The organism is Streptomyces sp. NPDC019937 (genome assembly GCF_040631655.1).
GTDB lineage: Bacteria > Actinomycetota > Actinomycetes > Streptomycetales > Streptomycetaceae > Streptomyces.
On record NZ_JBEYAL010000011.1, the window covers coordinates 208028 to 227010 of the forward strand.

An 18983-nucleotide genomic window follows, 5' to 3' on the forward strand; every position below is an offset into this window, starting at 1 on the left:
CGCTCCTCAGCGGATCAGTTGGCCGGCTTGTAGAAGGCGTACGTGGCGGAGTAGGGGACGCCTATCTGGTCGGTACCGGTGCAGGCGGTGGTGGGGGCGACACCGCCACGGGTGTCGAGGCGCTGGACGTAGGAGACCTCGGCGAAGACCCCGGTGCCGCGAGTGGCGGTTGCCTTCAGGAGAAGCTCGGGGATGGTGCCGGTCCTGGGCGAGTTGGCCACGGAGGTGGCGTTGACGGCGCTGCCGTCCTGCGTGGACACCCAGACGGGGCCGCGGGAGTGGAGGGCGACGGGACGGTGGGAGCGGTCGTTCTTGGCCGAGAGGGTGGCGGCGGGCTCCAGCAACTTCCAGGCGCCGTCGGTGCAGGTGTAGGTCTGGACACCCTTGGCGGAGAAGACGCCGGTGAGCCGGTTGCCGTCGGGGACCTTCAACGCGGCGGGAGCGTCGACGCCGGAGCGGGCGGGCTGCGAGGCCGCGGCCTGGCCTGTCGTCGCGCTTAAGAGCGTGCCGGTGGCCACGGCGGCGAGAGCCGTGGTGGTGAGGACGAGTCGCTTGGCGAGCTTCATCGAGTGTGTCTCCAGAAAGGTTTCTGAACGAATTCACGGGTGTGGACTCGGAAGCCGTGCATGTCCTTGTGCCGGGACCGATGGTCCGGCAAGCTTCCAGATCGATAAATAATATTGAGTCCTTGACCCCGCACTGTATCGCGAGAATCGACAACCAGAACAAGCGGGAGACACCCCGGCCGCGAAAACACCCGGCCCTCCGAAAGCGGCTCTTACGACCCTTGGACGGCCCCGCAGCCCGGCCTTTCAGTCACCCGACAGAGCCCCCGCCCCTGCTTCTTCGGGCCTCCTGCCGGAGTTCGGGTAGCCGGTGGATATGGCACGCTCACGGTGACGGTATCGGTGCGCCCTCGGCCGGGCTGTCCGGCCGGGCGGCCGAGGTGTGCGAGGGGGCACCGGCGCGGGTGTACGAGCGGATGACCGTCGAGACAGCGGACGCCCCCGGCTCACCGCCCGGCCTGGCGCTGCCGCTCGCCGGAGAGGTGCAGACCGAGGGGATGCGGCAGGCCCTGGCCTTCCGGTGCGGAGCCCACGAATGGTCGCCCCACGTCGCCGCCTGGACGACGGAGGTCTTCGCCGACGCCCTCCGCCCCGCCGGTGAGGCCGAGCCGGTACTGATCATCGTCTCCGTCGCCTGAGCCGGTCGCACCGCGCCCTCAGCCGCCCAGCTCCGCCTCCACGAAGCGCCACAGATGCCGTCGCGCGTCCTCGACTCCGGCCACGGCGATCCGTGACATCACGCCTTGGTTCAGCAGCACCAAGCACCGTCAATTCGATCTGCTTCACGGAAGCTTCCATCGCCGACTCGGCGAGACACTTCCTCCCATTCCCGGATAACCTTCCGTTTGCCCTCCAGGATGGATGGCCAATCGGATCGGGTGACAAGTCTGCCCGCGTACACGGGCTCCCAGGAGACGGCATAAAAGGGGCCGATCTCAGGGAGTAGAGTCGCAAGGGAATGAACTGTGCGACGGTGATACCACTTACCGATGGCCACAATTCTCAATCCGAACTCCAGGGCTTCACGTAAGTAAGGAAGAGCGAGTTCCACGTTCTGCCAAGTGTTAACAGATTGATCCTCACAGCGAATGACGGCCCCAGGAACACCGCGCTCAATGAGCAGCCTGCGGATGTCGCGCCCCTCCACAATTCCGTTGTGGCGATTGACACCGCCAGTTGCGATAATGAGCGGAGCCAGACCCTGGTGGTATCGTTCGGCTGCGATCTCAATAGGCTTAGCCTGATTGGTCCCGAAGACGAGATGAGCAGTCGGCAACCCCTTCGGTGGCGGCGCCTCGATGTCCACGAATTTCGTGATTTCATCAATCTGACCGAGGTCCAGGTCTTCGCTGTTCATTCACGCCCCCTTGAAGATGTTGGCTAGTCAGTCGCTGTGAATTATGAGGTGACTGGAAACCTCCCGAAATCGAGAACGATATTCGGCAGCCTGTCGGGCGTCAGCGAAATCTCGTTGGAGGACCTGGTTAAATTTCCCAGCAAGAACCACGGTCGGCCATGCGGGCCGGTTGTCAATGAGGGCAGAATGCGCAGCTGAAACAGCCTCATCAAGGCGCCCGATTCCGGCCTGAGCAAGGGCCAGGACAAGGAGAGCGCGAGCATACCCGGAAGGATGTTCACCCTGCGGACGTACACGAGGGTAGTGCGTTTCAATTATCCGTTTCGTCGACGACACAGCTTCTCGGAATCGCCCCAGCAACATCAGGGAAGTTGCCGTGTATGGCGGGTCTTCCGCCGAAGGGATGGAGAAGACTCCGGCCGCCTTCGCGTCGGATGGCAGATTCTTCATTGCCTTCGCGGCGTAGCGCCAGGATTTTTCCATTCCCTCGGCGTCGCCGACCATTCCCGCTGTCCGCATTTCTTGTGCAGCGAGCTTGGCGTGAATAACCGTGCCCGTCACGGTGACCGCCTGCCCCTGAGAAGCAAGTGCCATCGACTGACGCGGCCGCCCCTGATAGAAGGCGATCATGGACCTGGTCCACATGGACCAGCCCGCGAGTTCCGGCTTCCCTACCTCTTTGCTTCGACGCTCAGCATCAGCACACCAGAGGTGGGCAGATGCATGGGCCCCCATATCGCACGCCGCGATGCCGAGCAAGCAAGACAGCCATCCAGCGGCTAGGTTTACATCCTTACGCTGCCGCACAGTCCCGCCAACTTCGAGAAATCTGTTTGCGTACGACCTGACCATCAGAATTTCGTCGTACATCTCCGATGGCGGCATAGCGGAAATCGAATGGGCGTAGTGGTCGACAAGTTCGCCGAGACCGTCGGCGACGGCGTCAGGGCTATCGCTGCCCATCACGTCAAGAGCTTGAATGACGCGTCGACCCCGGTCCAACTGCGCAGCGGCCATGGGACCTACCGCCAGTGCAGCGGCACTCGCAGAAACGAAAGCGCGGCGGTCCACAGACACCACCTCCCCATGCCCTGACGTTCCGGGTACGAGACTGTCAGAGTTTTCCAGCTCTGGAGCGATCACCTTCTCGACGCTATTGCTGTCATTGCCGTCAATTCCCCGCGGGGAGCCCTCCCATGCCCGTCTCGGCAGGCCCAACATCTCGCCTGGGATTCCGAATCCATCGGCCACACGTTCGATGACCTCGTGCCCTCGGATGCCACGAACGCCTCGGATGATGTCACTCACGCGGGAGCTGGTCATTTTCCCGATGGCCGCCGCCATGGCGGCATGGCTTGCCCCGGTGCGCCGATTGACGAGTCGGAAGATCTCTCGGAAGTCCCGGGTAGCGCATGCGCGCTGCATGGCCTCGCTCTGTAACAGCACGCCAGGAATCGTCAGTGGATAGTCGCTGCGTCGTGTCTCGCGTTCGTCCATGGGCCACCTAGCAGGGACGGCAGGGATCTCTTCTCAGACTATCCCCGGCCCCGGAGCGGGGTTCCCCAAATCAACCAGCGGGGTTCCCTGTTCGTGGTTCCGCTGCATGTCCTCAGGCTCGAAGCTCTTGAGACGGCATTCCCGTGCCAAGCAAGACCCCCGCGACCGCTGCACACGGCCCGGGGCATGGCCAACGCTGAAGAGGAGCGTCAACATGCGGAAGAGTACCGCCCGAACGGTACTGCGGAGGCTGCACGAACTGATCACCCCTCGTCGGGGCCGACATGGCGCGGCGTACCTCGCCACTCGCCCCACCTTCGTGGCACTTCCGGAGTCTCCCCTGCCCCCGACCCGTCGGCCGCATCCTTTCCGGTGCAGCGACACGCCCACTCTTCACCTCCCGCGCGTCCCGGTCGAAGATCGCGTGCCGATCCTCTGGGACACGGACCCGGCACCTCCGTACATCCCCCCATTCGCGGTCGGGGAGGTGACGCGGTGACCGCGACAAACGGCCTACGGCTACTGCCGTGGTCCAGCCCCGAAGGCAAACCGTGCTTCCTGTCAACGCACAGCGACAGCAGCCGCTTGAGCCGGAGGGCGGATGAGATCGAGGACCTTCAACTGTCCATGGGCGCCGAACTCCTCGGCCACGCCGACGCGCTGCTCAATGAACGGAAGGTCGACGTCCGGGAGGTCCGCTTCCTCGCAGAACGGCTGTGCGAAGCACTGCGCGACGCACTGCGGGTCGCGGAGAGCCGGGGCAGTCGCTTGCCCACACACGATGACGATGGCGGTGCCGACAAGACGGGCGAAGGCGCCGAGCGGGCGCCTGCTGCTCCACAAATTCCGTTGTCCGCCCCATGACTCACGAGTAACCATTGCCTCCGTGTGGCGACAACCCATCAGATCACACATCAAACGGGGAACAACAGGGGGAAGTTTCATGCGCATGCGCATATTTCTCGTATCAACCGCGTCGGCCGCGCTCATCGCCGGGGGCCTGACGGCCACACCGGCGATGGCCGCGCCTGCCGCACCGTCCGAGGTCGGGACGTACATCACCAACGGTGACCGCGTTCACGTCTCCAGCACGCCGCCCAGGACCGCGTCCGCCCACGGCTGGTGGATCAAGGTCAGCGGGGCGGGCACCAAGGCCAAGGTGACCATCTGGCTGCAGATGAAGAAGGGAAGCGGCCGGTGGCGCTCGGTGGCGAAGGGCCAGAAGACCGTCAAGTCGGGCGGCGGCAGCTCTCGCCGGGCGAATGTCCGCAAGACCTGCGCGAACGCGCAGAAGCGGCAGTGGCGCAGTCTGATCGACGTGGACATCATTGGCGTCAGCGACTCGCCTGAGAAGGCGGTCACCAAGGCCGTGACGGTTCGCTGCGGCCTCTGAGCCACCGAGGAGACGACATGAGGGATGCCGGTCGCGGGGCCGCCAACGACCCCACGCTCATCGTGGGGCTGCACGGGACTCTGGTCCGGCATCCCTGGTTCGAGCGCGCGAGCGCCGCATACGACCTCGACGAGGACGTCTTCAGCCTGGCCACCAAGCGGGCCACCGCGTACGGCTTCAGCTCGACTCTGCTCGGCCGGGCGGCGGCGGCCAACGCGGAACTGTGGGAGCACAACGACGCCGGGGGCGACTGGACCCAGGACGGCCGGGTGCGCGAGTTGGCGTGGCTGCAGGCCCGCCTCCCGGGGCGGGCGCGCGGACGGCGGCTGCCGCTGCTGCCCGTGGTGACCGTCCTCGCCGACGCGCTGCGCCGCGTCGGCGCCGTTCGCCTGACCGGTCTGCACGCGCTCGTACCGCTTCACGGCACGGCGGATGTCCGCGCCGAACTGGCCACCGTGGCCGACTGGTTCGCCCTTGCCGACCCGGACGGCGCGGCCCGGCTCGCGGTGACGGTGTCGGCGCGGCCCTCGGCCGGGCTGTGCGGCCGGGCGGACGAGGTATGCGAGGGGGCGCGGGCGCGGGTGTACGAACGGATGAACATCGAGACGGCCGACGCCCCCGGCACAGAGACGGGGCTGGCGCGGCCTCTGGCCGGGGAGGTGCAGGCCGAGGGGATGCGACAGGAGCTGGCTTTCCGGTGCGGGGCCCACGAGTGGTCCCCGGATGCCGCCGCGTGGACGGCGGAGGTCTTCGCCGACGCCCTCCGCGACGCCGGTACGGCCGAACCGGTCCTGATCACCGTCTCCGTCGCCTGAGCCGGTCGCGCCGGCTCTCCCGGTCAGGCGCTCACGCCATGCGTCCGGGAGCGTTAGCCGGGCGTTAGCAGTACGGCGACGGTTCGACAGCGGCGGCCGACAGTCTTGTTCTCACGAGCCCGAAGCACCACTTCGAGCGATGAGAGAGAAACGGACAAGAACATGTCGCACACCACCACGCTTCGCCGCTCCCGCACCGCCCGCAGGGCCGCCTCCGCCATGGTGATCGCCGTCGCCGCGCTCGGGCTCACGGCCTGTCAGGGCAACGACAGCGCCTCGTCGTCCGCCCCCCACTCGTCCGCCTCCGCGAGCGCCCCGCACTCCCCCGAAGCCAAGAGCGAGACCGGGGGCTCCGCCAACGACGCGTCGTCGGGCACCGCCAAGAAGTCCGGCATGAAGTGCACCGACCAGATCAACTACGCGGGTGACTCCCGCTCCAACGCCGAGATCAACTCCATCGGTGAGGACACCGGGACCTGCCCGGCGCCCGAGAAGGGCGACGCGTCGAAGGGCATCCCCGCGGACCCCAACACCAAGTGCACCAACCAGATCGACTACGGCAACGACCCCCGCGACAACGCCACCATCAACAGCATCGGCTCGGACACCGGCTACTGCCCGCCGGTCCAGAAGGGCGACACGTCCAAGGGCGTCCCCGCCGACCCCAACACCAAGTGCACCAACCAGATCGACTACGGCAACGACCCCCGCGACAACGCCACCATCAACAGCATCGGCTCGGACACCGGCTACTGCCCGCCGGTCCAGAGCAAGTGAGCCCGCGCCGCCCAGGTGCCCGTTCGACATGTTCAGCGGCTGTGAGGACAAGGCAGCCGCCGCGTCGAGGAAGAGTCCTCGCCTTGGGCCCTGACGGGGAATGCCATCCGTCTATGTCACTCTGGCCGAATCCCGTACTCCGTCAGCCACCCCAGCACGTCTTGCCGAGAGGCCTCGACAAGGCAGCCTCCAGTGAAGCGAACATCGTTGGTCACCTCGGCCACGCACGCCGGAGGAGGCACAAAGGACTGCGCCTCCTCATCTGTGGCGAACTCAGCCTCCGCCAGGACCAAGCCGTGCAGCGGATCGTCAAAAACGTCGACGCCCAGGGGAGGCACGCTAAAACGCGTCTTGGACAGCACCGCGGCCGGCAGTGAGGCGAGCAGGTCGTACTCGGCCGGCGACAAGTAGGTGTTCGTGATCAGGCCCTGAACAGCGCCCGGATGAGGGATGGGCACTTTTTGGGTCAGCTTTAATTCGCGACCTCCGTCTGAGAGATCAGCCCGTCGAAGCCGCAGACGTGTTCCGACCAGATACCGATCGGTGATCACACGGGTGACTGTCGCCGATGACGGCGCTGGAGCCTCGCCCAGCAAAAAGCGCCTCTCCCTCTCGACCCGTGCGTACTTTCCTGGGCAAACCGACTGACCTCGAACCCCACCAGCCTTGTTCATCATGAGGCCAGCTTCCCGGACGGTGTGGCCGGGGACCACACGCGGCGAACCCAGTCGAGTGCCGCCGGGGACCACACGCGGCGAACCCAGTCGAGTGCCGCCGCGCACGCCTCGGCGCCGTACCCACCGAGCAACAGGGCGCCGTACGCTCATCGTCTCCGTGCCATGAGCAGACATCAGCGAGAGGACCTGTCGGCAGTGATCGAAACGGAACGCCTCCGGCTGCGCCCGCTCACCGATGCCGACACCGACTGGTGGGTGCGTCTCCACGCGGACGACGACGTCAACCGGTTCGTCGGCAGCTATACCCCGGAGCAGGCGGCGGCGCGTCTGGGGGCCATCCAGCGGCAGTGGGCGCAGCGCGGCCACGGGTTGTGCGCGGTCGAGCTGAGGAGCACCGGTGAGGCCATCGGGCGCAGCGGCCTGAACTGGTGGGAGGAGTTCGGCGAAACCGAGATCGGCTGGACCTTCGCCCGCGCGCACTGGGGCCGGGGCTACGCCATGGAGGCGGCCCGAGCCGTTCTGCGGTGGGGCTTCGGCACCCTGGGGCTCAAGCAGATCACCGCCATGATCCACCACGGCAACGACGCTTCGGTGGCCGTCGCCCACCGCCTCGGGTTCACCCCGCTGCGTGAGGACACCGTCCTCGACCGCCCCTGCACCGTCTACGCCCTGGCCCGGGACGACTATGCCACCCCGCCCGCGTCACGTGCGGGAGGGATCGACGCATGCTGAGTCCGCCGCCATGACGACCGCCACCGCAGCCGCCGCCGACACCACTCTGCTCTACAAGTTCGACGACGGCGCCACCCTCCCCATCGACATGGGTGGCTGGAGCCAGGAGACGGTCAGAGTGCAGTTCCTCAAGATGCGCGTCAAGGGCGAGTACGCCAAGGCGGCGACCGGCAGTTGCAAGCCGGGCTCGGTGATCGGGGTCAGCCCCCACCGCCCGCAGACCGTGGACACCGGTGACACGGTCAAGGTGACCCTCTGCGCAGGCTGATCTTCCGGCCTTCGGCCACCGGAGCGCGAGCGCGGCGGTGTTCCGCCGCGCTCGTGCTCACATCGAATGCGCCAGAACGAAGCCGCGGAAACCCAGCAGAACAGGGCGAGGAGGAAACACGCGAGGCCCACCACCCCGCGCACCGAGCGGCGAAAGCGCCGCGGTACGGGTCCGAGCTTTCCGAGGTCCGGCTCCTGCCTCACGTGGCTCGCCCCCCGTAGTCGATTGCGCCAGTATCCCCCGCGCGGCGGACAAATGGGACCCAGGGGGAGCTTGAGACCTCCAGCTCAGCGGCCGGCCAGCTCCGCCTCCACGAAGCGCCACAGGTGCCGTCGCGCGTCCTCGACGCTCAGCGCCGGGACCTGCCGGAGCCGCCGCAGGGCGAGGCCGTCGGCGAGGGCCGAGAAGCGCAAGGTGAAGTCCGCCGGGTCTTCGCAGCGGAAGTCGCCCTCGGCGCAGCCCCGCTCCACCAGCGACCGGATCTCGCCGTGCCAGCTCTCGTACCGCTCGGCCTGGCCGCGGGCGAAGGTCTGGTCGCGCTCGCCCGCGTTCCAGTAGTCGAACCACATCCGCCAGTGCTGGTCCGTGTCGTCCGTGAAGAGCGCGTCGATGAGCAGCCGCAGCCCCTCCGCGCCGCTGGTGGCGTGGTCGGCGGCCTCGGTGAGGGCGGCGTAGTAGCGCTCTATGTGCAGGACCATCGCCTCGGAGAGGACTTCTTGCACGCTCCCGAAGTGGTACGTGACCGTGCCGACCGACACCCCCGCCGCGGCGGCGACCTCGCGCACCCCGACCCCCGCGGTGCCCCGCTCCGCGATCAGCGGAACGGCGGCCTCCACGATCAGTCGGCGCCGTACCTCGGTCGGCTGCCGGGTGCGGGCCGAGGCGGCGACGGCGCGGCGCGGGGGGCGGCGGTCGGAAGGCCGATCGGAGGACGACGTCACGCGGACGTCCTCGGGATCGTCTGCTGCCATGCGCGGTTGGCCACTGTCTCTCCGTTCGCCCGTGCCTCGACGCTGCTGTCCATGATGAATTCGTCCGCCGTGGCGCGCAGTTCGGTCGCGGTGTGGATCTCCGCGTCCCATCCGTCGCGCCGCAGCCGGATGGTCCACCGCGAGCTTGCCACGGCCGACAGCGGTTCGCCGGAGCGGATGCGGTACGTCTCGCGGGCGCTCTCCTCGTACCGCAGCCCGTCCGGGTAGGTGCGCGAACCACCGTAGTTGGGGTCCACGTCCAGCACCCACTCGCCCGTGGCGACGTCATGGGTGACGGTGCGTTCGGGGCGGGGTTCGGCCGGGGTCTCGACGGTGACCGCGAGCGGCGGGGCCTGTTCGGGCTCCTCGAAGGTGATCGGCGCCCGCGCCGCGTCCGCGCCCGGGTCCCGTACGGGCAGCAGCAGCGCGCTCTCGCCGGGCCGTACGGTCAGCTGCCCGCGCTCGCCGTGCGGCCAGACCCACGGCCAGTAGGCGTCGGAGATCGCGACCCGGACGCGGTGCCCGGGCGGGAAGGCGTAGCCGGTCCCGTTCAGCTCGAACTCGACGTCCTCGTAACGCCCCGGCTCCCACTCCACCGCCTGCTCCCGGCCGTGCCGGGACATCAAGTTGAGCACGCCACGGGTGACGAGGGTGGACGAGCCGTCGGGCGCCACGTCGCAGACGCGCGCGATGACATGGGCGCGCCGGGTCGCGCTGTCGAGCCGCAGTCGTACGCGGGGGCGGCCCAGGATCTCCACCCGCTCGGTGAGCGGTGCCGAGTCGAAGCACACCGAACGGCCGTCCTCCTCGCGCTGATCCGGCGGCAGATCGGTGGCGTTGCCGAAGGGGAAGTAGCGGCCCGCGTCGAGGCCGGTGTGCAGCGGGGAGCGTACGATCACCGGCTCCTCGGATGAGCCGCCGAGGGGGCGTTCGTCCCAGGTCACAGACGGGGCGGGCCAGGCATCGTCGCCGACCCAGCGGCCGGGCATCGTCTCGTACGAGGTGGCGGGCGGCACCGGGTCGTTGATCCAGGCGCGGAGCAGCGGCTCGTCCATGACGCCCGTCGGCTCGTCCTTCAGCCAGTGGTCCCACCAGCGCAGCGTCTCCTGGAGGAACCCGATCGCCGGGCCCGGCGGCAGCCCCCGGTCCGGGTACTGGTGCGACCAGGGGCCGATCAGCCCGCGCACCGGCGCGTCGAGGTGCTCCACCAGGCGCAGCACGGTGTCCCGGTACGGATCGGCCCAGCCGCCGACCGCGAGCACGGCGGCGTCGACCGCCGCGTAGTCCTCGCACACGCTGCCGTGCCGCCAGTACGCGTCCCGCTCCTGGTGGGCGAGCCAGGTGTGCAGATACGGCTCCAGCGCGTCGAGCCGTTCCCGCCACATCGGCAGCCAGCGGTCCTCGCCGACGGAGGCGGGGTGCGGGGGGCGGGCCGTGAACGCCAGCATCGTGCCCGCCCAGGCGAGCATGTCGATGCCGAGGACTGCGCCGCCGATGTAGTGGACGTCGTTGTCGTAACGGTCGTCGGCGGAGCAGACGGTCACGATCGCCTTCAGCGGCTCGGGGCGCAGGGCGGCGATCTGCAGCGAGTTGAACCCGCCCCAGGAGATCCCGAACATCCCCACCTTGCCGGTGCACCACGGCTGCTCGGCCAGCCAGTTGACGACGTCCACGCCGTCGGCCAGCTCGGTCTCGTCGTACTCGTCGCGCATCACGCCCTCGGAGTCGCCGCTGCCGCGCAGATCGACGCGTACGGAGGCGTAGCCGTGGCCGGCGTACCAGGGGTGACGCTGGGCGTCGCGGGGGGCGGTCCAGTCGCTCTTGCGGTACGGGAGGTATTCCAGCAGGGCGGGTACGGGGGCGGTCTCCGCGTCCGTGGGCCGCCAGATGCGGGCGTGCAGCCGCGTTCCGTCGCGGGTCGGAATCCATACGTCCTCGACCCGCACCTCACGGTCGAACGTCTCGCGGTACCTCACGCTTCTCCCTTTTTTGCGCACTCAACCGGCGCCGCTCTCGCGGACCGGGCTCTCACCGTCGGGGTTCCTCAATTGATGGTTACGGCAACGAGCTGGGGCTCACCCACGACGGCGCCCCATGGTTCAGTCACCCACGACCGCCGCAGTCCGCCATCTGCGGACCCGGTGGCCGTCGCCCAGCTCGTCCCAGACCTCGCCCGGCTCGGCGGCGTCGGACCAGTCGTCGGCCGCCTCGACCACAGGCTCCGCGTCCGGGTCGGGTTCGAGCGCGGCGGCCATCAACTGCCGCGTGTACGGGTGGCCCGGATCCGCGAAGACCGCGTCCGTCGGACCCTCCTCCACCACCACGCCGTGCCGCAGCACCACCACCCGGTCGGCGATCCCCCGCACCACCGCCAGGTCGTGGCTGATGAAGAGGCAGGCCAGGTCGCGCTCGCGGCGCAGATCGTCCAGCAGGCGCAGCACGTCGGCCTGGACGGAGACGTCGAGCGCGGTGGTGATCTCGTCGGCGATCAGCACGTCCGGCTCACCGGCCAGCGCCCGCGCGATGCCGATGCGCTGCCGCTGGCCGCCGGAGAGCTGGGCGGGGAGCCGGTCGGCGAAGTCGGGGTCGAGGCGGACGTCGGAGATGAGCCCGCGGGCCCGCGAAGCCGCCTCGTCGCGCGAACCGGCGGCGCCGAAGAAGCGCAGGGGCCGCCGTACGGCGTCGCCGACCGAGCGGCGCGGGTTCAGCGAGGTGTCGGCGTTCTGGAAGACGAGCTGGATCTTGCGCCGGAGCTCGAGGGGGCGCCGCCGCGCGGAGGCGCCCAGGTCACCGGGTGCTCCCAGGTCACCGGCGTCGTGGGTCATGGCACCGCCGGAGGGGGCGCGCAGTCCGGCGAGCGCCCACGCCAGGGTGGACTTGCCGCTGCCGGACTCGCCGACCAGGGCCAGCACCTCGCCGCGCCGCACCTGGAAGGAGACGCCGTGGACGGCGCGCGAGGAGCCGTAGTCGATGGTGACGTCCCGGACGTCCACCGCCTGACCCGCGTCCGACGGCACCGGCCGCTTCGGACGCACCTCCCGTGTGCCGTCCTCGCCGACGAGGGCGAGCCCGGTGTCGGACAGCCGGGGGACGCTGGCGAGCAGGCGGCGGGTGTAGGGGTCGGCGGGGGCGGCGAAGAGCCGCCGGGTGGGGGCGGCTTCGACGACCCGGCCCGAGCGCAGCACGCACACCTCGTCGGCCATCCGCGCGACGACGCCCAGGTCGTGGCTGACGAGGACGGCGGCGAGGCCGAGTTCGTCGCGCAAGGAGCCGACGAGGTCCAGGACGGAGCGCTGGGTGAGGACGTCGAGTCCGGTGGTGGGCTCGTCGAGGACGAGCACCTTGGGGCGGGTGGCGATGGCCATGGCGATGGCGACGCGCTGCTGCTGTCCGCCGGAGAGTTCGTGCGGGTAGCGGCGGGCGAGTTCTGCGGGGCGCGGCAGCCGGACCTGTTCGAGGAGGTCGGTGACCGGCGTGTCGCCGCCGGCCTCGGCGATCTGCCGTCCGACGCGCATGGAGGGGGTGAGGGCCTGGCCCGCGTTCTGGGCGATCATGGCGACCGTACCGCCGCGCAGCCGCCGCAGTTCGCGCGGCGGGAGGGCGAAGACGTCCCGCCCGTCGACCCGCACCGTGCCACCGGTGAGCCGTGAGCCGTGCCGCAGGTGGGCCAGCAGCGTCGCGGCGACGGTGGACTTGCCGCTGCCGGACTCGCCGACGAGGGCGAGGGTTTCCCCCGGCGACAGGTCGAAGCTCACGTCGTGGACGACGGGGATCTCCCGCCCACCGGACCGGTAGGCGACGCCGAGACCCGTGACGGAGACGATGGCGCTCATCAGGAGCCCTCCCGGATGCGGTCGACGCCCCACGCCTTGGACAGCCCGTCGGCGGCGAGGTTGAGCCCGACGACGAGGGTGGCCAGGGCGATGATGGGCGCGAGGCTGGCCAGCGGTACGACGGTGATGGCGGTGCGGTTCTCGGAGACCATGAGCCCCCAGTCGGGGGTGGGCGGGTCGGCGCCGAAGCCGAGGAAGGACAGCGAGGAGATCAGCAGCACGACCCATGAGGCGCGCATGGCGAATTCGACGCACACCACGTCGGTGATGTTGGGCAGCACCTCGCGGCGCAGGATCGCCCAGGTCCCCTCCCCGCGGGCGCGCGCCGCGGTGACGTAGTCCTGGGGGACGACGGCGAGCGCGGCGCCGCGGACGACCCGTACCACCTGGGGGACGCAGATGACGCCGATGGCCAGCACGATCACCCCGGAGCCGGTGCCCAGCGCGGTGACGATGACCAGCAGGACGAGGATCGCGGGGATGGACAGCACCGCGTCCAGGATCCGCATCAGCACATCGTCCAGCCAGCCGCCGCGCAGGGCGGCCGCGCAGCCGAGGACGGTGCCGAGCGCGATGGTGAGGAGGGTCGCGGTGACGGAGACGCCGAGCGCGTACCGCCCGCCGTACAGCACCCGGGTCAGCACGTCGCGGCCGTACTGGTCGGTGCCCGCCCAGTGGTCGGCGCTGGGGCCGAGCAGCGCGTGCGAGGCGTCGCCGACGGTGGGGTGGTACGGGGTGAGCAGCGGGGCGAACAGCGCGATCACGAGGTGGACGGCGACGATCGCGAGCCCGATGGCGGCGGGGCGGGAGGTGCGTACGGTGCGCCAGGCGCGGGCGGCCGCGGAGCCGGGGCCCCCTGACCGGGCGGACGGCGCGGGAACGGGGGCCGCGGCAGGCGTCTTCAGCACGCTCATCGGATCCTCCCTCCTCGGGTGCGGAGCTTGGGGTTGAGGGCCATGGAGCCGAGGTCGGCGGCGAGGTTGCAGACCACGTAGACGACGGCGCTGATGAGGGCGATGGCCTGGATGACGGGCAGATCGCGGTTCTGCACGGAGGTGAGCAGCAGCTTGCCGATGCCGGGGTAGTTGAAGACGTTCTCCACGACGGCGACGCCGCCGATCAGCCAGGCCACGTTGAGCGCGATCACGTGGAGGGTGGGCAGCAGCGCGCCGGGGAGGGCGTGCCGGGTGACCACGCGCCAGGTGGACAGCCCCTTGAGTCGGGCGGTGGTGACGTATTCGCCCGCCATGACGTCGATGACGGACGTACGGGCCATCCGCACGATGTACGCGGCCATCACGATCGCGAGCGAGGCGGCGGGCAGCCAGACGGCGGGGAGCAGTTCGCCCATGGAGGCGCCCGGCCCGTACAGCACCACGGCGGGCAGCACGGGGACGGTGACGGAGAAGGCGAGCACCAGCAGGGTGGCCACGACGAATTCGGGGATGGACATCCCGACCAGGCTGACCGTGGAGATCACGTGGTCGGGCCAGCGGTCGCGGTAGAGCCCGGCGAGGATGCCGAGCACGAGCGAGCCGGTGACCGCGAAGAGGACGGTGACGACGGCGATGAGGGCGGAGTTGCCGAGGTACTGGGCGACCTCGCTCCCGACCGGCTTGGTGGTGACCAGCGAGGTGCCGAAGTCGCCGTGCAGGGCGCCCTTGATCCAGTCGGCGTAGCGCTCCCAGGCGGGCTGGTCGAGCCCCATCTGCTTGCGCAGCGCGGCGACCGCGTCGGGGGTGGCGTCCTTGCCGAGCACCTGGGTGGCGACGTCGCCGGGCAGCGCCTGGACGGCCAGGAAGACCATGACGGAGGAGAGCAGCAGGGTGCCGAACGCGGCGACGACGCGGCGGGCGATGAAGGTGAACACGCGTCTCACGCCCCCTTCAGGCCGATGCCGCGGTAGTCGAACTCGAAGCCGTGCTCGGCGTAGCCGCGCACCTTCCGGGAGATGCCGGTGAGCCGGTCGGCGAACATCGGGGTGATCGCCCCGCCCCGCTCGATCACCAGGGTCTGCGCCTGCCCGTACAGCTCGCGGCGGCGGCCGTCGTCGGTCTCGCGGCGGGCCCGGTCCAGGAGCGCGTCGAACTCCTTGTCCGACCAGGCGGTCTCGTTGTAGGAGGAGCCGCCGCGGAAGACCTGGTTGAGGAGTTGGTCGATGGGGCGCCCGGTGTACCAGTAGGTGGCCATGAGCGGCTTCTTCATCCAGATCTGGGTGTAGTACGAGTCGGCGGCCGCGGTCCTGATCCGGACGCGGATCCCGGCGCGGGCCGCGGACTCCTGGTAGGCGAGGGCCATGGGTGTGAAGATCGGGTCGTAGGAGGACGTGTAGAGGTCCACCGCGAGCCGTTCGTGCCCGGCCCGCTTGAGCAGTTGGCGCGCCCGCTCGGGGTCGTGGGCGGGGTGGGCGGCGACGTGGGCGGGGTCGTTCGGCGGTACGGGGTTGTCCCAGCCGAGCGTGCCCGCGCCCTGGAGGGCGACCTTGCGGATGTGCTCGGGGTCGTAGGCGAGCTTCATGGCCTGCCGGACCCGCACATCGGTGAAGGGCTTCTCGGTGGTGAGCATCGGCAGCACGTACCACTGGGCGTTTTTGGACCGGGCGATCGTGGCGCGGCTGGAGGCGGCGATGACGCGGGCGGTGGCGAAGTCGAGGTTGGTCTGGGAGAGCAGGTCGACCTGGCCGGCGAGCAGGGCGTTGGCCCGGGCCTGCATGTCGGCGACGGAGAAGAATTCGATGGCGTCCAGCACCGGGCGCCCGGCCCAGTGGTCCTCGTACGCCACGACCCGGCCGGGCCCGGCGGAGGTGAAGGAGGCCAGCTTGAAGGGGCCGGTGCCGATGCCGGTGCGGCCGATGGAGCGGGCGCTGCCGTCGGGGACGACGTAGCAGTTGTAGTGGGTGAGCAGGCTGGGGAACTCGGCGTGCGGGCTCTTCAGCGGGACCACGAGGGTGTGCGGGTCGGGGGTGCGCAGCCGCTTCGGATCGACGAGCGGGGCGAGCACCGGTCCCTGCGGGGAGGCGGTCGCGGTGGCGAGGATGTGCCGCAGGGTGTAGGCGGCGTCGGCGGAGGTGAAGGCGGAGCCGTCGTGGAAGGTGACGCCGCGGCGCAGCCGGAAGGTCCAGGTGGTCGCCTTTGCGTCGGGCTCCCAGGACTCGGCGAGGTCGGGGGCGACCTTGCCGTCCTTGTCGACGCGGACGAGCCGGTTGTAGAGGGCGCCGAGGTATTCGTACGCGGACAGCGCGCTCGCCGGGTCCAGGGTCTCGGCGTCGGAGGCGGGCGGCCGGGCGATGCGCAGGGTGCCGCCGCGGTCGGGGCGACCGGCCGGGCCGCGGGTGGGCACGGCCTCGGTCGGGGACGCGGACGCGGCACCGGAGCAGCCGGTCAGCAGGGCGGATCCGGCGAGGGCGCCGCCGCCCGCGGCCGCCGCGGCGAGCACCGACCGCCGGGGTATCCGGGCCGCCCCGGGGTCTGTTCGGTGGGAGGTCTCGGACATGGACGGGACGCCTTCCCGGCTCGTTTCGTTCAGCTGAACGATTGGGTGAGGTGCGTGAACGATAGCCATCGGTTCCGCCCAGGCCAACCCCTCGTTCGCGAAAATTAACGGGGGTAACTCACTCGTTACCGATGAGCGCCGCAGGGGCGCGACGCTCCCGGCCGGACCCGGGAGCGATCCCGTACACCGTCCACGTGGCGAAAAACACCGAGCGTGGCCGGGTGCTCCGCCGTAAGGTGGCCGACATGCAGGTGATCCAGTCCACGAAGCTCGCCAACGTCTGCTACGAAATCCGTGGCCCGGTTCTTGAGGAGGCGATGCGACTGGAGGCAGCGGGTCACCGCATCCTCAAGCTCAACACCGGCAACCCGGCGACGTTCGGTTTCGAATGCCCTCCGGAGATCCTCGAGGACATGCTGCGCAACCTCGGCGGCGCGCACGGCTACGGCGACGCCAAGGGCCTGCTCTCCGCCCGGCGCGCGGTGATGCAGCACTACCAGACCCAGGGCATCCACCTCGACGTCGAGGACATCTTCCTCGGCAACGGCGTCTCCGAGCTGATCCAGATGTCGATGCAGGGGCTGCTGGACGACGGCGACGAGGTCCTCGTCCCCTCCCCCGACTATCCGCTGTGGACCGCCTCGGTCTCGCTCGCCGGCGGCACGGCCGTCCACTACCGCTGCGACGAGCAGGCGGACTGGCTGCCGGACCTCGCCGACATCGAGCGCAAGGTGACCGACCGCACCAAGGCGATCGTCATCATCAACCCGAACAACCCGACGGGCGCCGTCTACAGCGAAGAGATGCTGCGCGGCATCACCGACATCGCCCGTCGCCACCAGCTGATCGTCTGCTCCGACGAGATCTACGACAAGATCCTCTACGACGGCGCCACCCACACCCCGACCGCCGCGATCGCCCCGGACCTGCTGACGCTCACGTTCAACGGGCTCTCCAAGGCGTACCGCATCGCGGGCTACCGCAGCGGCTGGCTCGCGGTCTGCGGCCCCAAGGCCCATGCCGCCAGCTATCTGGAGGGGCTGACGATCCTCGCCAACATGCGGCTGTGCGCCAACATGCCCGCCCAGCACGCGGTGGCCACCGCCCTCGGCGGCCGTCAGTCGATCAACGACCTGGTGCTCCCGGGCGGACGGCTGCTGGAGCAGCGCGACACGGCGTACGAGCTGCTGACCCAGATCCCGGGCGTGAGCTGTGTGAAGCCCAAGGGCGCGCTGTACGCGTTCCCGAAGCTGGACCCCAAGGTCTACAAGATCAAGGACGACCGGCAGATGGTGCTCGACCTGCTGCGGACCGAGAAGATCATGATCGTGCACGGTACGGGCTTCAACTGGCCGGAGCCGGACCACTTCCGCATCGTCACCCTCCCGGCGAAGAAGGACCTGGCCGACGCGGTGACCCGGATCGGGCGGTTCCTCGACGGCTACGGCCAGCCCTGAGCCGGATCCCGACGGATCCCGTGACCGGATATCTGTAGAAGACTCAACTTTAGACGGCGTCCAAGTTAGGATGGCCTCCTGAACGTTTGGAGGCCATCCATGTACGAGCCGATCCGCACCAAGTCGGTCCACTCCATGGCCGAGCCCCAGCCCGATTTCCCGCACCGCTCCCGCGAGGAAGAGCTGGACATTCGGCTCGCCGGACATCTGACCGCGCTGCTGACCGTGACCGACGAGTTGCGCGCCCTCACCCCGGACCCGGCCCTGGACGAGGCCGCCGAGCGCCTGGCCGGCCAGGTCGTACGGCTGCGCGACGGCCGCGCCCCGCTGCGCGCCGAACCCACCGCGGCCGCCGCCGACCCGGCCCATGTCGCCGCCCTCCACCAGCGCGCCCACACCCTGGCGGGCTGGGCCCTGGTCATCGCCACCTCGCGCGAGGACGCGGCGGCCACCGCGCTCACCGCCGAGCGCCTGGAGGCGCACACGGCGGCCCTCGGCGTGGCCGCCTGACACCGGGACGGACCGACCGGCCGTGGCCCACGATGGAGCCATGACCACCATCACCCTCGTCCACGGCGACATCACCGCGCAGCACGCCGACGCCATCGTGAACGCGGCGAACTCCTCCCTCCTCGGCGGCGGAGGGGTGGACGGCGCGATCCACCGGAAGGGCGGGCCCGAGATCCTCGACGCCTGCCGGAGCCTGCGCGCCTCCCACTACGGCAAGGGGCTGCCCACCGGTCAGGCCGTGGCCACGACGGCGGGGCGGCTCGACGCCCGCTGGGTCATCCACACCGTGGGCCCGGTGTGGTCGGCCACCGAGGACCGCTCCGGCCTGCTGGCGTCCTGCTATCGCGCGTCCCTGCGCGTCGCGGACGAACTGGGCGCCCGGACGGTGGCGTTCCCTGCGATCTCCACCGGGATCTACGGCTGGCCGATGGACGACGGCGCCCGGATCGCGGTGGAGACGGTCCGCGCCGCGGACACGGCCGTCGAAGAGGTGCGCTTCGTCCTCTTCGACGAGCCCGCGTACGCGGCGTTCACGGCGCGGGCCGGCTAGTGACCTGAGTCGGAGGTTTGTCGTTGGTTCGGTATGAGTCGTCCGGGTCCGAAGATTCCGCCGTTGTCACTGACTGATGCCCAGCGGG

The 18983-nt window shown here is 69.8% G+C and carries 20 protein-coding genes; 10 read left to right on the forward strand and 10 right to left on the reverse strand.

Features of this window, described 5'->3' with window-relative positions:
- Positions 1-14 precede the first annotated feature (14 nt).
- Positions 15-566, reverse strand: coding sequence for a DUF3455 domain-containing protein (locus ABZ562_RS14075; protein WP_361477917.1), 552 nt, complete (start codon positions 564-566; stop codon positions 15-17).
- A gap of 416 nt (positions 567-982) precedes the next feature.
- On the opposite strand from ABZ562_RS14075, the gene ABZ562_RS14080 reads away from it, so the two are divergent.
- Positions 983-1204 (forward strand): hypothetical protein, encoded by a 222-nt coding sequence (locus ABZ562_RS14080; protein ID WP_361477919.1) that lies wholly within the window; start codon positions 983-985, stop codon positions 1202-1204.
- A 110-nt stretch (positions 1205-1314) separates the two neighbouring features.
- Here the strand turns inward: ABZ562_RS14080 and ABZ562_RS14085 are convergent, their stop codons facing one another.
- Together ABZ562_RS14085 and ABZ562_RS14090 are read right to left on the reverse strand one after the other, a co-directional pair.
- Entirely contained in the window at positions 1315-1923 is a 609-nt protein-coding gene (locus tag ABZ562_RS14085) for a YdcF family protein (RefSeq protein ID WP_361477922.1), read from the reverse strand.
- Positions 1924-1950: 27 nt separating this feature from the next.
- Positions 1951-3420 (reverse strand): transcriptional regulator, encoded by a 1470-nt coding sequence (locus tag ABZ562_RS14090; RefSeq protein WP_361477924.1) that lies wholly within the window; start codon positions 3418-3420, stop codon positions 1951-1953.
- Between the two features lie 495 nt (positions 3421-3915).
- Between ABZ562_RS14090 and ABZ562_RS14095 the strand changes: the two genes are divergently transcribed.
- From ABZ562_RS14095 to ABZ562_RS14110, 4 genes are all read left to right on the forward strand, one after another.
- A complete protein-coding gene (locus tag ABZ562_RS14095; RefSeq protein ID WP_361477927.1) occupies positions 3916-4284 on the forward strand; it encodes a hypothetical protein in 369 nt (122 codons plus the stop codon).
- Positions 4285-4363: 79 nt separating this feature from the next.
- On the forward strand, positions 4364-4813 hold the full coding sequence (locus tag ABZ562_RS14100; protein ID WP_361477929.1) for a hypothetical protein: 450 nt from the start codon (positions 4364-4366) through the stop codon (positions 4811-4813).
- Between the two features lie 17 nt (positions 4814-4830).
- Positions 4831-5628, forward strand: coding sequence for a hypothetical protein (locus ABZ562_RS14105; RefSeq protein ID WP_361477932.1), 798 nt, complete (start codon positions 4831-4833; stop codon positions 5626-5628).
- A gap of 162 nt (positions 5629-5790) precedes the next feature.
- On the forward strand, positions 5791-6405 hold the full coding sequence (locus ABZ562_RS14110; RefSeq protein ID WP_361477935.1) for a hypothetical protein: 615 nt from the start codon (positions 5791-5793) through the stop codon (positions 6403-6405).
- Positions 6406-6521: 116 nt separating this feature from the next.
- On the opposite strand, the gene ABZ562_RS14115 is transcribed toward ABZ562_RS14110, so the two are convergent.
- Positions 6522-6956, reverse strand: a complete 435-nt coding sequence (locus ABZ562_RS14115) for a hypothetical protein (protein ID WP_361477938.1) — start codon at positions 6954-6956, stop codon at positions 6522-6524.
- A gap of 288 nt (positions 6957-7244) precedes the next feature.
- Between ABZ562_RS14115 and ABZ562_RS14120 the strand changes: the two genes are divergently transcribed.
- The gene (locus ABZ562_RS14120; RefSeq protein ID WP_361477941.1) at positions 7245-7814 is read left to right on the forward strand and encodes a GNAT family N-acetyltransferase; all 570 of its coding nucleotides are present in this window, start codon (positions 7245-7247) and stop codon (positions 7812-7814) included.
- Between the two features lie 10 nt (positions 7815-7824).
- Complete coding sequence (locus tag ABZ562_RS14125; protein ID WP_361477944.1) at positions 7825-8082, forward strand: hypothetical protein; 258 nt, start codon at positions 7825-7827, stop codon at positions 8080-8082.
- A gap of 287 nt (positions 8083-8369) precedes the next feature.
- On the opposite strand, the gene ABZ562_RS14130 is transcribed toward ABZ562_RS14125, so the two are convergent.
- The 6 genes from ABZ562_RS14130 to ABZ562_RS14155 all read right to left on the reverse strand — a co-directional run bounded on the left by ABZ562_RS14130 (position 8370) and on the right by ABZ562_RS14155 (position 16378).
- Entirely contained in the window at positions 8370-9053 is a 684-nt protein-coding gene (locus ABZ562_RS14130) for a TetR family transcriptional regulator C-terminal domain-containing protein (protein WP_361477947.1), read from the reverse strand.
- Positions 9020-11029: a CocE/NonD family hydrolase gene (locus ABZ562_RS14135; RefSeq protein ID WP_361477950.1), complete on the reverse strand. Its 2010-nt coding sequence runs from the start codon at positions 11027-11029 to the stop codon at positions 9020-9022. Before ABZ562_RS14135 ends, ABZ562_RS14130 begins: the two co-directional genes overlap by 34 nt.
- A gap of 123 nt (positions 11030-11152) precedes the next feature.
- Positions 11153-12886: an ABC transporter ATP-binding protein gene (locus ABZ562_RS14140; protein ID WP_361477953.1), complete on the reverse strand. Its 1734-nt coding sequence runs from the start codon at positions 12884-12886 to the stop codon at positions 11153-11155.
- The gene (locus ABZ562_RS14145; protein ID WP_361477956.1) at positions 12886-13800 is read right to left on the reverse strand and encodes an ABC transporter permease; all 915 of its coding nucleotides are present in this window, start codon (positions 13798-13800) and stop codon (positions 12886-12888) included. The genes ABZ562_RS14140 and ABZ562_RS14145 overlap by 1 nt, the downstream gene beginning before the upstream one ends.
- A complete protein-coding gene (locus tag ABZ562_RS14150; protein WP_361478004.1) occupies positions 13797-14756 on the reverse strand; it encodes an ABC transporter permease in 960 nt (319 codons plus the stop codon). Before ABZ562_RS14150 ends, ABZ562_RS14145 begins: the two co-directional genes overlap by 4 nt.
- A gap of 5 nt (positions 14757-14761) precedes the next feature.
- Complete coding sequence (locus tag ABZ562_RS14155) at positions 14762-16378, reverse strand: ABC transporter substrate-binding protein (protein ID WP_361477959.1); 1617 nt, start codon at positions 16376-16378, stop codon at positions 14762-14764.
- A 245-nt stretch (positions 16379-16623) separates the two neighbouring features.
- Here ABZ562_RS14155 and ABZ562_RS14160 point away from each other — a divergent pair, with 245 nt between their 5' ends.
- The 3 genes from ABZ562_RS14160 to ABZ562_RS14170 all read left to right on the forward strand — a co-directional run bounded on the left by ABZ562_RS14160 (position 16624) and on the right by ABZ562_RS14170 (position 18895).
- A complete protein-coding gene (locus tag ABZ562_RS14160) occupies positions 16624-17835 on the forward strand; it encodes a pyridoxal phosphate-dependent aminotransferase (RefSeq protein ID WP_361478007.1) in 1212 nt (403 codons plus the stop codon).
- 99 nt (positions 17836-17934) lie between these two features.
- Positions 17935-18345: a hypothetical protein gene (locus ABZ562_RS14165; protein ID WP_361477962.1), complete on the forward strand. Its 411-nt coding sequence runs from the start codon at positions 17935-17937 to the stop codon at positions 18343-18345.
- Positions 18346-18385: 40 nt separating this feature from the next.
- Positions 18386-18895: an O-acetyl-ADP-ribose deacetylase gene (locus ABZ562_RS14170; protein ID WP_361477965.1), complete on the forward strand. Its 510-nt coding sequence runs from the start codon at positions 18386-18388 to the stop codon at positions 18893-18895.
- The last annotated feature ends 88 nt before the right edge of the window (positions 18896-18983 follow it).

Bases quoted from the DNA above. Each gene is read 5' to 3' on its own strand.
- ABZ562_RS14170 (WP_361477965.1), top strand. From the start codon at position 18,386: ATGACCACCATCACCCTCGTCCACGGCGACATCACCGCGCAGCACGCC.
- ABZ562_RS14075 (WP_361477917.1), bottom strand. From the start codon at position 566: ATGAAGCTCGCCAAGCGACTCGTCCTCACCACCACGGCTCTCGCCGCC.
- ABZ562_RS14125 (WP_361477944.1), top strand. From the start codon at position 7,825: ATGACGACCGCCACCGCAGCCGCCGCCGACACCACTCTGCTCTACAAG.
- ABZ562_RS14100 (WP_361477929.1), top strand. From the start codon at position 4,364: ATGCGCATGCGCATATTTCTCGTATCAACCGCGTCGGCCGCGCTCATC.
- ABZ562_RS14085 (WP_361477922.1), bottom strand. From the start codon at position 1,923: ATGAACAGCGAAGACCTGGACCTCGGTCAGATTGATGAAATCACGAAA.
- ABZ562_RS14160 (WP_361478007.1), top strand. From the start codon at position 16,624: ATGCAGGTGATCCAGTCCACGAAGCTCGCCAACGTCTGCTACGAAATC.
- ABZ562_RS14080 (WP_361477919.1), top strand. From the start codon at position 983: ATGACCGTCGAGACAGCGGACGCCCCCGGCTCACCGCCCGGCCTGGCG.
- ABZ562_RS14120 (WP_361477941.1), top strand. From the start codon at position 7,245: ATGAGCAGACATCAGCGAGAGGACCTGTCGGCAGTGATCGAAACGGAA.
- ABZ562_RS14140 (WP_361477953.1), bottom strand. From the start codon at position 12,886: ATGAGCGCCATCGTCTCCGTCACGGGTCTCGGCGTCGCCTACCGGTCC.
- ABZ562_RS14165 (WP_361477962.1), top strand. From the start codon at position 17,935: ATGTACGAGCCGATCCGCACCAAGTCGGTCCACTCCATGGCCGAGCCC.
- ABZ562_RS14105 (WP_361477932.1), top strand. From the start codon at position 4,831: ATGAGGGATGCCGGTCGCGGGGCCGCCAACGACCCCACGCTCATCGTG.
- ABZ562_RS14110 (WP_361477935.1), top strand. From the start codon at position 5,791: ATGTCGCACACCACCACGCTTCGCCGCTCCCGCACCGCCCGCAGGGCC.
- ABZ562_RS14145 (WP_361477956.1), bottom strand. From the start codon at position 13,800: ATGAGCGTGCTGAAGACGCCTGCCGCGGCCCCCGTTCCCGCGCCGTCC.
- ABZ562_RS14155 (WP_361477959.1), bottom strand. From the start codon at position 16,378: ATGTCCGAGACCTCCCACCGAACAGACCCCGGGGCGGCCCGGATACCC.
- ABZ562_RS14090 (WP_361477924.1), bottom strand. From the start codon at position 3,420: ATGGACGAACGCGAGACACGACGCAGCGACTATCCACTGACGATTCCT.
- ABZ562_RS14130 (WP_361477947.1), bottom strand. From the start codon at position 9,053: ATGGCAGCAGACGATCCCGAGGACGTCCGCGTGACGTCGTCCTCCGAT.